At 66.6% G+C, this 13,299-nt stretch carries 12 protein-coding genes; 1 reads left to right on the top strand and 11 read right to left on the bottom strand.

All coding sequences use genetic code 11. The annotated features are described in order from the left end of the window. Window position 1 precedes the first annotated feature (1 nt). From trbL to ACFQXB_RS19100, 10 genes are all read right to left on the bottom strand, one after another. A complete protein-coding gene (trbL, locus tag ACFQXB_RS19055; RefSeq protein WP_377406811.1) occupies window positions 2-1,342 on the bottom strand; it encodes a P-type conjugative transfer protein TrbL in 1,341 nt (446 codons plus the stop codon). Between the two features lie 6 nt (window positions 1,343-1,348). Beyond that, entirely contained in the window at window positions 1,349-1,633 is a 285-nt protein-coding gene (trbK-alt, locus tag ACFQXB_RS19060; RefSeq protein ID WP_377406812.1) for a putative entry exclusion protein TrbK-alt, read from the bottom strand. Between the two features lie 15 nt (window positions 1,634-1,648). After that, window positions 1,649-2,431 (bottom strand): P-type conjugative transfer protein TrbJ, encoded by a 783-nt coding sequence (trbJ, locus tag ACFQXB_RS19065; protein ID WP_377406813.1) that lies wholly within the window; start codon window positions 2,429-2,431, stop codon window positions 1,649-1,651. After that, window positions 2,428-4,938, bottom strand: a complete 2,511-nt coding sequence (gene trbE, locus ACFQXB_RS19070) for a conjugal transfer protein TrbE (protein WP_377406814.1) — start codon at window positions 4,936-4,938, stop codon at window positions 2,428-2,430. The genes trbJ and trbE overlap by 4 nt, the downstream gene beginning before the upstream one ends. Window positions 4,939-4,949: 11 nt before the next feature. Further along, on the bottom strand, window positions 4,950-5,231 hold the full coding sequence (locus ACFQXB_RS19075; protein ID WP_377406815.1) for a VirB3 family type IV secretion system protein: 282 nt from the start codon (window positions 5,229-5,231) through the stop codon (window positions 4,950-4,952). Further along, window positions 5,231-5,563: a TrbC/VirB2 family protein gene (locus ACFQXB_RS19080; RefSeq protein ID WP_377406816.1), complete on the bottom strand. Its 333-nt coding sequence runs from the start codon at window positions 5,561-5,563 to the stop codon at window positions 5,231-5,233. Before ACFQXB_RS19080 ends, ACFQXB_RS19075 begins: the two co-directional genes overlap by 1 nt. Further along, a complete protein-coding gene (gene trbB, locus ACFQXB_RS19085) occupies window positions 5,560-6,543 on the bottom strand; it encodes a P-type conjugative transfer ATPase TrbB (RefSeq protein WP_377406817.1) in 984 nt (327 codons plus the stop codon). Before trbB ends, ACFQXB_RS19080 begins: the two co-directional genes overlap by 4 nt. Window positions 6,544-6,717: 174 nt before the next feature. Next, window positions 6,718-9,990 (bottom strand): error-prone DNA polymerase, encoded by a 3,273-nt coding sequence (locus tag ACFQXB_RS19090; protein ID WP_377406818.1) that lies wholly within the window; start codon window positions 9,988-9,990, stop codon window positions 6,718-6,720. Next, on the bottom strand, window positions 9,987-11,510 hold the full coding sequence (locus ACFQXB_RS19095; RefSeq protein WP_377406819.1) for a Y-family DNA polymerase: 1,524 nt from the start codon (window positions 11,508-11,510) through the stop codon (window positions 9,987-9,989). The genes ACFQXB_RS19090 and ACFQXB_RS19095 overlap by 4 nt, the downstream gene beginning before the upstream one ends. Then, window positions 11,425-12,186 (bottom strand): ImuA family protein, encoded by a 762-nt coding sequence (locus ACFQXB_RS19100; protein WP_377406820.1) that lies wholly within the window; start codon window positions 12,184-12,186, stop codon window positions 11,425-11,427. The genes ACFQXB_RS19095 and ACFQXB_RS19100 overlap by 86 nt, the downstream gene beginning before the upstream one ends. A gap of 163 nt (window positions 12,187-12,349) precedes the next feature. Here ACFQXB_RS19100 and ACFQXB_RS19105 point away from each other — a divergent pair, with 163 nt between their 5' ends. Next, window positions 12,350-12,553 (top strand): hypothetical protein, encoded by a 204-nt coding sequence (locus tag ACFQXB_RS19105; RefSeq protein ID WP_377406821.1) that lies wholly within the window; start codon window positions 12,350-12,352, stop codon window positions 12,551-12,553. A gap of 153 nt (window positions 12,554-12,706) precedes the next feature. On the opposite strand, the gene ACFQXB_RS19110 is transcribed toward ACFQXB_RS19105, so the two are convergent. Beyond that, on the bottom strand, window positions 12,707-13,198 hold the full coding sequence (locus ACFQXB_RS19110) for a GIY-YIG nuclease family protein (protein WP_377406824.1): 492 nt from the start codon (window positions 13,196-13,198) through the stop codon (window positions 12,707-12,709). Between the last annotated feature and the right edge of the window lie 101 nt (window positions 13,199-13,299).

The raw sequence follows: 13,299 nt of genomic DNA on the forward strand, positions 1-13,299 counted from the left end.
TTTACCTGTCGGACAGATTGATGGAGGCCCCGCCGCCATGGCTGTCTCCGGCGCGGATGGCATGTGTGGCGACGGAAATGCCGCGGCTCAGCGCTTGGCTGCGGCGCATTTTCTGGGCCCAGGCTGGGGGTCCGCCTGCGGCGGCCGGGGCAGCATCGGCGGCACCGCCGATCGTCCCCATGGAACTGGTGCCACCCGTCGCAGCAAAGCTGCCCTTCGCGCCATCGGAGAAGCTGGAGCGGACACTGTCGGCGGCGCGGCCGGCGGCCCGGCGCAGTGGGGAAAGCGCTGTCGAGCCGGCGGCTCGCGCAACCCCCCCTATGCCAGCGGCTATGCCGCCGGCGCCGGACTGACCGACCGAGCCCAGGGAATAAGCCGTCGAGGCGGCACCGGCGGCAGAAGCGCCGCCGCGGACAGCGGCAGCGCCACCCGAGAGCACGGCGCCGCCGGTGCGCGCCGCGAGCATGGCGCCGCCCCCTGCCGCCATCGCGGCGCCGCCAATGGCGAGGCCGGTTCCGACAGCGGCCCCCGCGCCGAGCTGCGGTCCGCCGGAAACGAGACCGTTCGCGATCCCGGGGCCGAATATCCCCAAACCGAGCAATGACAGGGCCGCGAGGACCACGGCCATGGCATCGTCGACCGTGGGGGTCGCACCACCGAAACCGGCAGTGAACTGTGAGAACAGGGTGGAACCGATGCCCACGATGACGGCGAGAACCAGAATTTTGATTCCGCTGGAGACGACGTTTCCCAACACCCTTTCCGCCATAAACGAGGTCTTGTTGAACAGGCCGAACGGCACGAGGACGAATCCGGCCAAAGTCGTCAACTTGAACTCCAGCAGCGTCACGAACAGCTGCACGGCCAAAATGAAGAATGCCAGGGTCACCAGCGCCCAGGCGAAGAGAAGGCAGGCGATCTGGATGAAGTTCTCGAAAAAGCTAACCCAGCCCATCAGGTCGGAGATGGACTCGAGAAGCGGGCGTCCGGCATCAAGGCCGGTCTGTGCGACACGGCCCGGACGCAAGAGATCGCTGGCCGAAAAGCCGGTTCCGGATCCGAGGAGTCCCAACCCGGCGAAGCTGTTGAAAACGATCTGGGCGAGCGAGTTCCAATTGTTGATCAAATAGGCAAAGGCCCCGACAAACAAGGTTTTTCGCACCAGCTTCGCGATGATGTCGTCTTCGGCTCCCCATGCCCAAAACAGTGCGGCCAAGGTGACATCGATCACGATCAAAGTGGTGGCAATGAACGCGACCTCTCCGCCGAGAAGGCCGAAGCCGGAATCGATATAGGAGGTGAATATCCCGAGAAAGTTGTCGATTACGCCGGAGCCGCCCATCTCCCGTCACTCCGATGCCGGCTGAGTTCGGGCAGACGAGCGGTTGCGACCGAGGAAGCGGTCGCGGGTTTCGGCCCAGGCTGCGAGGCAGCCCGGGTCGTTTGCCGCCGCTTCACCCATCTGCTGGCAGCGGCGCAGATCCGCCCTCAGCGGATCAGGCGGGGGCAGGAGAGAAGGCGCCGCGGCCGGTGGAACGGGCGCGTCTTCACGCACCATCTCGACGACGGCCGCGGTAATCGCGAAGGCGACGAAGATGATCGCGCCGATCCGGACCAGTACCTTGCTCTCCATCGGTTCCCCCGTCCGTCAGTTGTTGAACATTCGGACGTTGCCGGGTTGGTAGCCGGTGCCCGGTGTGAGGAATCGGAGCCTCTGGATGCGCCCTTGCTCCGCCGCGGCGGCGCGTTCGGCTTCGACAAGAGCCTCGGCGCGTCCGGTGGCGGCGAGGAGTGCGGTCAGGTCGGCCAGCTGCTGCGATTGCAGGGCCAGCAACTGATTGCCGGCTTGCGTAGCTTGGAGCGCGCCGACGGCGTTCTGGCTCTGACCTACCAGCGCGGCCATTTCGTTGCGCTGGGCCTCGATGTTCCCGACCACGCCGGCCTGCATGCGCATGGCGTCCTGAAGCCCGCCCATGGTGTTGGTCCAGCGGGTGCGGGCGTCGGCGACGAGCTGCTGTTCGGGCACCGAGAGGGTGAGGGCGCTGTATTCCTGTTGGAAGATCTGGTCGACTTGCTGGACCTCGAAGGCGATGTTCTGCGCCTGGTCGATCAGTTGCTGCGTGCGCCGCACGTTCTGCTGGAGTTGCTGGAGCGAGGAATGCGGCAGGCTCGCGAGGTTGCGCGCCTGGTTGATGAGCATTTGGGCTTCGTTTTGCAGGCTGGCGATCTGGTTGTTGATCTGCTCGAGCGTGCGCGCGGCGGTCAGCAGGTTTTCGCTGTGATTGGTCGGATCGTAGACGATGCGGCCGAATCCGAAGAATGCGTGGGCGGGTGATGCCAGCATCGGCGCCAAGGCAAGAGGCGCCGCGAGGGCGAGAGCAAACGCCGAGGCGCTCGCCAGGCGGGTCAGGCTGCGATGGTGACGGGTCATGGGAAGATCTCCTCTTCGCTGGGGGGCTCGGGGTCGTCGGGAGCAGGCTCGATGTCCTGCGCGTGTTCGGACGGTGCGGGCGCGAGATTGGCGAGATCCGGGATGAGCTCGGCCGCCCAGTCGACACCGCGCGAGCGGAGCCATGCGGCGAGGAACGCCTCGCGACCGTGTTCGGCGAGAAGGCCGGTGATGCGGCTCTGATCGGACTTGGCGGATGCCGCGCAAAGTGCGAGGCCGACTTCACTCAAACCCAATTCGAACAGCCGGTTTCCTCGGCGGCTCTGGCAGTAATAGTCGCGTTTCGGCATCGCTCTCGCCAGCAGCTCGATCTGCCTGTCATTCAGGCCGAACCGCCGGTAAATCGCGGTGATCTGCGGTTCGATGGCCCGCTCGTTGGGGAGCAAGAGCCTCGTCGGGCAGCTCTCGATGATCGCCGGCGCAATGGCACTCTTTTCCAGCTGGGCCAGCGACTGGGTAGCGAACACGACGCAGGCGTTTTTCTTGCGCAGCGTGACCAGCCATTCTCCCAGTTGCCTCGAGAAGGCCGGATCGCCGAGTGCGAGCCAGCCCTCGTCGATCACGATCATCGTCGGACTGCCGTCCAGGCGGTCCGTGATGCGGTGGAACAGATAGGCGAGGACGGCCGGGGCCGCGCTGGTTTCAAGCAGTCCCTCGGTTTCGAAGGCGACCACAGATGCATCGCCGAGGCTTTCCGTCTCGGCATCGAGCAGCCGCCCATGGGGGCCGCCGACGCAGAAGGGTTGAAGGGCGAGCTTGAGGTCGTTGGACTGGAGCAGCACGCTCAATCCCGTGAGGGTGCGTTCCTCGACCGGCGCGGAGGCGAGCGAGGTCAGCGCCGTCCAGATATGTTCCTTCACGTCCGGGGAGACGGATACCCCTTCGCGCGCCAGGATGGCGGTGATCCAGTCCGCCGCCCAGGCGCGATCCGGCGCATGGTCGATGCGTGCGAGCGGTTGGAGCGATACCGGGGCGCCATCGCCTTCGGTGAGCCGCCCTCCGAGGTCATGCCAGTCGCCGCCCATGGCGAGAGTCGGCGCGCGGATCGAACCGCCATAGTCGAAGGCGAAGACGTGTGAGCCCCGATACCGCCTGAACTGCAAGACCATAAGGGCCAGCAGCACAGACTTGCCTGCGCCCGTCGGGCCGATGACGAGGGTGTGGCCTACGTCACCGACATGAAGCGAGAGCCGGAACGGAGTGCTTCCCTCGGTTTTGCCATAAAGCAAGGGGGGTGCGTCGAGGTGCTCGTCGCGGGGTTCGCCCGCCCAGACGGCGGACAGCGGGATCATATGGGCGAGGTTGAGGGTGGAGATCGGCGGCTGGCGCACATTTGCATAGGCATGACCGGGGACCGAGCCGAGCCAGGCGTCGACGGCGTTGACCGTCTCGATCATCGCCGTGAAATCCCTCCCCTGGACGACTTTCTCGGCCAGCCGGACCTTCTCGTCAGCGATGCGGGGATCGGCGTCCCAGACCACGATGGTTGCCGTGACATAGGCGAGGCCGGCCATGTCGGCGCCGAGTTCCTGCAATGCCGCGTCGGCATCGAGGGCCTTGTTGGCGGCATCGGAATCGATCAATGCCGACTGCTCGTTTGTCATCACCTCTTTCAGGATCGCCGCGATCGATTTGCGCTTGGCGAACCACTGCCGGCGGATCTTTGTCAGCAGTTTCGTCGCATCGGTCTTGTCGATGAGGATCGCTCGGGTCGACCAGCGGTACGGGAAGGCAAGGCGGTTCAGGTCGTCGAGGAGTCCAGGGGTCGTCGCCGTCGGAAATCCGGTGATCGTCAGCACGCGGAGGTGTTGATCGCCGAGGCGCGGCGCCAGCCCGCCGATGAGCGGCTGATCGGCAAGCAACGCATCGAGATACATCGGTGTCTCGGGAACACGGACCTGCTGTTGGTTGGTCGAGATCGTGGAGTGAAGGTAGGTCAGCGTCTCGGGAGCGCCGAGCCACGTGCATTCGGGCATGAACCCGTCCAGCAATGCCAGAACCCGATCGGCACGGTCGACGAAGCCTTGCAGGATGTCCTGCGCGTTGACGCCGGTGCGATCGCGGCCTTCGTAGAGCCAAGTCTCTGCGATCGCGGCCTCTTCCGCCGGGGGCAGATAGAGGATGGTCAGGAAGTATTCGGACACGAAATGCGTGCCCTGTTCCTCGAAAGCCGCCTTGCGCTCGGCGTCGAGGAGAGCGGAAGCCGCATCCGGGAATATGTCTTCCGGATAGGTGGACGCCTCGCGGCGCTGGGCCTCAACGAAGATGGCCCATCCTGATCCGAGACGACGGAAAGCACTGTTGATCCGCGCGGCGATGGCGACCAGCTCGGCCGCGACGGCAGAATCGAGATCCGGCCCGCGGAATCGGGCCGTGCGCTGGAGGGAGCCATCCTTATTGAGTACAACCCCTTCGGCGACCAGCGCTGCCCAGGGCAGAAAGTCCGCGAGCCGGGCGGCGGTACGGCGATACTCGGTGAGATTGAGCACCATAGCCTCCTTCAGACCGAAAGGTGGCTGGGGATGCGGAGATGGCGCCGTCCGACCTCGACGAACTGCGGGTCGCGCTTCGCGGCCCATACGGCGGCAAAATGCCCCAGAGCCCAGATGATCAGGCCGGGAAGCCAGAGCTGAAGGCCGAGGCCGATGGCCCCGGCCAGCGTTCCGTTCAGGATCGCGATGGACCGCGGTGCGCCGCCGAGCAGAATCTGCTCGGTCAGCGCCCGATGGACCGCGACGGTGAATCCCGGCACCTCGGCAAGTTGCTCGAAGCTTGCCGACATCAGATCAACGCCCCGCCGGCGAACGAGAAGAAGCTGAGGAAGAAGGAACTCGCTGCGAAGGCGATCGAGATGCCGAAAACGATCTGGATCAACCTTCTGAACCCGCCGCCTGTATCCCCGAACGCTAGCGTCAAGCCCGTCACGATGATGATGATCACGGCGACGATGCGCGCCACAGGGCCTTCGATCGATTGCAGGATGCTCGTCAGTGGCGCTTCCCAGGGCATGGACGAACCTGCAGCATTCGCGGCGGGGGTCATGAGCAGGCTGACATAGGTGAAGGTAGCGGCGGTTGCGATGTGGTGGCGGATACGCTGGGCATAGCGGATCATTCGGGTTCTCCTGTCGTGTGGGAGGTGGCTTGGGAAACGCGGTAGTCGCCGCCCGGACCAAGGCCATCCACCCGGGCCAGTTCGACCAGCCGGCGGGATGCGCCGCGGCCCGCAAGAACGGCCACAAGATCGATGGTTTCCGCGATCAGGGCGCGCGGAACGGTGATGACGGCTTCCTGGATGAGCTGCTCGAGCCGGCGCAGGGCGCCGATGCCGGAACCGGCATGGATAGTGCCGATGCCGCCGGGGTGCCCGGTTCCCCAGGCTTTGAGCAGGTCGAGCGCTTCGGATCCGCGGACCTCACCGATGGGTATGCGGTCGGGGCGCAGGCGCAGCGAGGACCGCACCAGGTCTGACAGGGATGCGACGCCATCCTTGGTGCGCATCGCCACCAGATTGGGGGCGGCGCATTGCAGTTCCCGGGTATCTTCGATGATGACCACGCGGTCGGACGTGCCGGCGACCTCCGAGAGAAGCGCGTTGGTCAGCGTGGTCTTGCCCGTGCTGGTGCCGCCTGCGACGAGAATGTTGGCGCGGGTTGAGACGGCGATGCGCAGAACCTCTGCCTGGGCGGCCGACATGATGCCGGCCGCGACATAGTCGTCGAGGGTGAATACCGCCACGGCAGGCTTGCGGATGGCGAAGGCCGGACCCGTGACCACCGGCGGGAGCAATCCCTCGAACCGTTCGCCCGTTTCCGGTAGCTCCGCCGAGATGCGTGGGCTGCGCGCGTGAACCTCGGCCCCGACATGGTGCGCGACGAGGCGCACGATCCGCTCGCCGTCCGCCGGTTCCAGCCGTTCGCCCGTATCGCACAGGCCTTCGGAGAGCCGGTCGATCCAGAGCCTTCCATCGGGGTTGAGCATCACCTCAACGACTGCCGGATCCTCCAGAAACCTGGCGATGGCCGGCCCGAGCGCGGTGCGGAGCATGCGTGCGCCGCGCTGAATCGCTTCGGGTTTATGGTGAGTGGCCGACATGCTGTCCCCGTTCTCCTGCGGGCGCTCGATGGCGGCCCTGAATCGGGGACAAGTAGAAGAGACAGAAAACCCGGCCTGACAACAAGGGAGATAGGGTCGGAGTACAGGATCGCAGGAATAGAAAGAAAAGGGATGGTTCGCTTGCAGGACCTGGCAACTGGTCCCCGCCAGGCGCTACCGGAAATCCCGCGTCTTCACCCGGATCGAGTCGACAGGCAGATCGGCCGGGAGAATGGTCCGCGTACGCGGGCTCTTTGACGGATGACCGCGTGGATCAGGCGTGGGCGTTCCGTGCCGGAACTCGTCGCCACGGCCATGCGGCAGTGGGAATGCGGACTCGCGCTCGCCGACGCTGGCCAGGTCGCGGGAGAGATCGGCGATGTGGTGCGCCACCAGATGCACCACTTCGCCTTCGCGCTGGATACGGCCTTTCACGGCGATCATCCCTGCCGACAGGATGACCCGGCGATACTGCGCGAACACCTTCTGCCAGACGACCAGGTTGGCGATCCCGGTCTCGTCTTCGAGCGTGATGAACATCACGCCCTTGGCCGAACCGGGCCGCTGGCGGACCAGCACCATCCCCGCCGCCTCCAGCCAGCGCCGGTCGCGTGACCCCATCGCCTCGGCGCAGGTAACGATCCGGCGCTGGGCGAGATCGGTGCGCAGGAAGGACACCGGATAACGGCGCAGCGACAGGCCGGTATGGGCGTAGTCCTCGACCACCTCGCGCCCGGCGGCCATCGGCCGCAGCGCGATAGCAGGCTCGACGACTTCCGCGACCATCTCCCCCTCGCGCCGGGCAGCGGCGGAGAACAGCGGGAGTTCCTCGTCGCGCAGACCCTTGATCGACCAGATGGCCTCGCGCCGCGCCAGGCCGAAGGCCGGGCGGAAACCGTCCGCCTCAGCGATCTGCGTCAGGGCGGCGACGGGCACCACCGCCCGTCGCCAGAGATCCTCGATCGAGGCGAAGGGTTCATCCGCCCGCGCAACGGTGATGGCGGCGGCGTTGGCATTGGCGAGACCCTTGACCATACGCAGGCCAAGGCGGACGGCGAAGCGGCTCTCGTCCCCGGTCGGCTCCAGCGTGCAATCCCAGCGGGAGGCATTGACGCAGACCGGCCGGATCTCGACGCCATGATCGCGCGCATCGCGCACGATCTGGGAGGGCGCGTAGAAGCCCATCGGCTGGCTGTTGAGCAACGCTGCGGAGAAAGCGTCGGGATGCCAGCATTTCAGCCAGGCCGAGGCATAGGCGATCAGCGCGAATGAGGCGGCATGGCTTTCGGGGAAGCCATAGGAGCCGAAGCCCTCCAGCTGCCGGAAGGTGCGCTCGGCGAAGTCCTGTTCATAGCCCTTGGCGACCATGCCGGTGATCAGCTTCTCGCGGAATTTCGAGACGCCGCCCGTGTGCTTGAAGGTGGCCATCGACTTGCGCAGCATGTCGGCCTCGCCGGGGGTGAAGCCCGCGCATTCGATGGCGACCCGCATGGCCTGCTCCTGGAACAATGGCACGCCGAGGGTCTTGCCCAGCACCTTCTCCAGCTCGGGTGTCGGATAGTCGACGTCTTCCAGACCCGCGCGCCGGCGCAGATAGGGATGGGCCATATCGCCCTGTATCGGCCCTGGCCGGACGATGGCGACCTGCACCACCAGGTCGTAATAGGTCCGGGGCCGCAGCCGCGGCAGCATCGACATCTGTGCCCGGCTCTCGATCTGGAATGTCCCCAAGGTATCCGCCTTGCGGATCATCGCATAGGTGCGCGGGTCTTCAGCGGGGATGGTGGCCAGGTCGAGGTCGATCGCCTTGTGCTCGGAGATGAGATCGAGGCCCCGGCGCATGCAGGTCAGCATGCCAAGCGCCAGGACATCCACCTTCATGAAGCGGAGCGCGTCGATATCGTCCTTGTCCCATTCGATGATCTGGCGATCCTCCATCGCCGCCGGCTCGATCGGCACCAGATCGTCCAGCCGGTCCTGGGTTAGCACGAAGCCTCCAGGGTGCTGGCTGAGGTGGCGCGGCGCCCCGCGCAGCTGCGCCGCCAGCTCCAGCGTCAACCGCAGCCGGCGATCCTCGGGGTTCAGGTTGAGGTCGCGGAGCTGCTGGTCCGAGACGCCGGTTTCGGACCAGCCCCAGAGTTGGCCGGAGAGCGTCTGGATCAGATCCTCCGGCAGACCCATCGCCTTGCCGACATCCCGAAGCGCCCCTTTCGAGCGATAGCGGATCACGGTGGCGGTCAGCGCCGCGCGGTCGCGGCCATAGTTCTCATAGACCCACTGGATCACATCCTCGCGTCGCTCATGCTCGAAATCCACATCAATATCGGGCGGTTCGCGCCTTTCTTCGGACACGAAGCGTTCGAAGAGGAGATCGTTGCGGCCAGGGTCGATCGCAGTGATGCCAAGAACAAAACAGACGGCAGAATTGGCTGCGGACCCGCGCCCCTGACACAGAATACCGCGCGACCGGGCAAAGCGGACGATGCTGTTCACGGTAAGGAAATAGGGTGCGTAGTCGAGCTTGCCGATCAATGTCAGCTCATGGCGCAGGGCTGCCGTCACCTCGTCGGGGATGCCTTCGGGATAGCGGCTCGCCGCGCCTTCCCAGGTCAGGCGCTCCAGTGTCTCCTGCGGGGACAGCTTCGGATCATCGCGTTCCTCGGGATATTGATAGGCGAGCTGGTCGAGGTTGAAGCTGCAGCGCCCGGCGATCTCCACCGTCCGGACCAGCGCTTCCGGCCAGCGTGCGAACAGCCGGTGCATCTCGGCGGGTGGCTTCAGATAGCGATCAGCGTGGCGCTCGCGCCGCAGCCCGAGGGCATCGATGGTGGTGGTGTGCCGGATCGCGGTCACCACGTCCTGCAGCATGCGCCGACCCGGCTCGTGGAACAGCACGTCATTGGTCACCACCGTCGGCACGCCGATCCGCTGCGCGAGCATGGACAGTTCCCAAAGCCGCATCTGATCGTTGGGCCTGCGCCGCAGGGTCAGGGCCAGATAGGCGCGGTCGCCGAAGGTATCGAGCAGCCGGCGCAGCCGCATCCCGCACAGATCGTCGGCCAGGTCCGGGACGAGAACGGCGATCAGCCCCTCGCCATAGGCCGCGAGGTCGGCCCATTCGAGGTGGCATTTGCCCTTCCCGGCCCGGCTCTTGCCGAGGGACAGCAGCCGGCAGAGGCGCGCGTAGGCGTCGCGGTCGGTCGGATAGACCAGCACCGACATGCCGCAGGCGAGATCGAGGCGGCAGCCGACGATCAGCCGGACGCCGGTCGCCTTTGCCGCCTCATGGGCGCGCACGATCCCGGCCAGCGTGTTGCGGTCAACCACCGCCAGCGCCTCGATCCCCATCGCCGCCGCAGTCTCGAAGAGCTCCTCGGCCGAGGAGGCGCCGCGCAGGAAGGAGAATTGCGAGGTCACCTGCAATTCGGCGTAGCGGGGCGTGCTCATCCGAAGACCCCGTGCAGGAACCAGCGATGCGAGCCGGTGGCCGCATCCTCGCCATCGCCAGCACGGAAGATCCAGAAGCGCTCGCCCGCGTCATCCTCGATGCGGAAATAGTCACGCACCGCTGCAAGCTCGGCATCGCGCTTCCACCATTCGCCGAAGATCCGCTCGGGACCATCGGCCCGCCGGACCCGCCTGCGGACCCCGCGCCAGGAAATCCAGTTCGGCGGATGGTCGGGCAGGAGCGCCATGGTCTCGATGGGTTCGGGCCGTGGCAGGAGGCGCGACGGGCGCGGCCAGTGATCGGGCCAACCCGCGCCGGTATCCTCTGCCAGCGCCGGCACACGACAGACCGAGCGCTCGGGGACATCGCTCGCCACGGGTGCGAGGCGGTAGATCGCCTTTGTGCCGACCCGGTTGGCCAGCGTGTCGATCAGGCCGGAGAGGTCCGGCGCCGGCGCCTCGATCAGGCTGCTGGCCGCCTGCCGGGCGGCGAGCGGTTCCGCCAGCGCGGCGGCGAGCGACATGATCTCGATCCCGAAACCCGGCGCGATGGTCTCGATCTTGTCGCAGAGCAGACGGGCCAGCCGCTTGCGATCCCGCACCGGCGTCGCCAGACCGATGCGGACGGTCTCGATCCGGTTGTCGACGCGGTGGCAGAGCAGATCGAGGCGGCGCGCGCCGAGCCCTCGCTCCTCCAGGATCGTGCAGAGGGCATCGACCAACTTGCCGACATAGCGCGCGATGGTCTCGGCCGCGCCAATGGGTTCTGCGAAACTGCGGCGGACCTCGATCAGCCCCTCCGGGCGCAACGGCTCGATCGGCTCGGTTGCATCGCCAAGCGCATGGTCCAGCCGCCGGCACAACTCCGGCCCGAAGCGGCGGGTCAGCGGCGCGCGCGGCTGGCCGATCAGGTCGCCAATCCGGGCAAAGCCCAGATCGCGCAGCCCCGCCGGGATCGCCGGCGGCAATCGCAACGCCTCCAGAGGCAGCGGCGAGAGAAGAGCCTCGGCCGCGCCCGGCGCTGCGATCAGCATGGGATCGGCGCCGTAGCGCGCCAGCGCATGGGCCGCGCCCCAGGTGTCGGCGATGGCGGCGCGGGCGGCCACACCCGAGAGGGTGAGGCGGCCGACCAGCGCTTCGAGCATCGCGGCCTCGCCGCCATGCAGATGGTCGGCGCCTGTGGAGTCGATCACGATCCCGTCCGGCAGATCGGCGGCGACGATCGGACTGAACCGCTGCAACACCCATAGCGCCAGGCGTTCCAGGCTTTCCGCGTCGGCCTTGGGATCGGCGGTCTCGATCACCAGTCCCGGCACCAGCGCCTGGGCCTTGGTCAGGGGCATGCCGACCCGCAGCCCGAGTGCCCGCGCGGCGGCATCGGCCGCGGTGACCACGCGCCGGTTGCGATCCCGTCCCGCGATGATCAGCGGCGCCTCAACCGGCGGCGCTGCGTCGCCAGCCTTCCGCCGCAGCCGATCCGTCGGCCAGGTCGGCAGGAAGACCGAGATGACCCGAGCCATCGCATGCCTCCAGTTCGATATCGAGACTTTCCCCCGCCCGCGCCCGGATCAGTTCGATCAGCCAGCGCGCCCGCCCGACGCCGGGAACCGGCAACGGCGCTGAAGGCAGGACCGAGACCCGCCAGCGCGTCATGGCCGCCGTCGGCTGCCCGAAATCGCTGGCCTCGGCCTGCCGCCGCCAGCGCCTGAGCGCGATCCCGATGGTCTTCGTCCCCTTCGCGGCCAGATGCAGCCGCCGCGAGGCGGTCATCGACATCCGCGTGACATCGGCCACCACCGCGCCGAGCCCGCCGTGGCGCAACCCTTCCTCCACGCAGGCCAGGACCGTCTTGTCGTCACCGGCCTCGACATGGATCACCCGGTCGGGTGCAAGGCCGGCCTGTTCGAGACCTGGAGCGAAGAGGTCCTGCTGGGTGACGCACCAAAGCACCTTGCCCTCGGTCCGCGCGGCGATACCTGCAGCGAAACTCGCGGCCGCCGCGCCATCCACCGCACCATGCCCGCCGCCCGCCACCTCATGCAGGCAGCCGAGCGCAAGCCCGCCGCCCGGCAGCCGGCTGTCGAGCGCGGGAAGGCCGAAGGGCAGAACCTCGCGCGACAGCAAGCCGTCGCCCTCGAGCTGCGCGATGCGTGCTCGGAGGGCGGCGATAGCAGGGCTGGTGGCAGGACTGGACACGCGGGAACGGGCTCCGGCTCTTTCCTTAGGCGAAATTCGCGGTTATGTTCGTTATTTGTTCTCATCCTTTCGGTGAGTCAATCGGGCTCCGGCTTTGGGGATGATCACGATTTCGGCGAGACGGCGAGCGGACCGGCTTCGGCCATCCAGGAGGAAACCGGAAATGCTAACAAAGATTCATATACTTGCCGCGCTCGCGGTCCTCGGCGCGATGGTGACCGTGGGTGCCGCCGGGGTCAGGCACCTGTTGGAAACCGCAGGCCAGATCGGCTGGACCCTTGCCTGGCTGATTCTATGCCTTGCCGCCGGGGCGACGGGCCGGGTGGGCCTCAGTATGCTGCTGTCCCCGCGCGGTCGGGCAGGCTAGGCTCGCCGGAGCAAGGCGGTCGGCTCTTCGCGGATCGTCTGTCGGATCCCCCACGGCAGGAGGGATCGCCATAGGCCCGCAGCTCGAAGAGGGAACGCGATGTGCATTGCATGCTCATGTTATGTCCCCATTCGTTGTTTGTCTTGAGGCCAGTCAATACTCTGGCCCGTCACGGTCATCCGGGGATAGTTCCGAGAAGTCGGTGAGCGTGTCGCACTGGATGCAGTAGTACATCTGCGAGGCCTCCTGAAAATGCATGCCGCAAAGGCACCCGCAGAAGGGACAACATTCGTCGATTTCGAGGTCGGCCCATTCCCACACGCCGAGATATTCGGGAACGGCGTCGCGATCGTAGCCGGTGATCTCAAAGGCATCGGCGTTCTTCGCGACGAAGCCGCGCTGTCCGACTTCCATGAGAAAAGGCAGGACGTCGGCCGGCTCGATGTGAAACCACTCGCCGCGGCCGCGCCGGGATGCGAGGCGACGATGCAGGTCGCGCTCGGTCGCGAAATCGTCGGCCGACGTGATCCAGCCAAGGAGCTTGAGTTCGAGCGGATTGCCGGTCTGCAGGTCGTTTCGCCGGCGTCCAATGTCCTTGGCCACGCCGACCTTGATCGGCGAGCACCCCTTTTCATCCTCGCCTATGAAGGGCGTTGTTGCGTAACTGACGCCTGAGGCATGATGGCCCCTTTCCCCGTCAGCATCAGGCCACGCGAACGATCTCGGCCGTTCCTAGGGCTGAGAAG

The organism is Halodurantibacterium daqingense, from assembly GCF_042666235.1.
GTDB lineage: Bacteria > Pseudomonadota > Alphaproteobacteria > Rhodobacterales > Rhodobacteraceae > Halodurantibacterium > Halodurantibacterium daqingensis.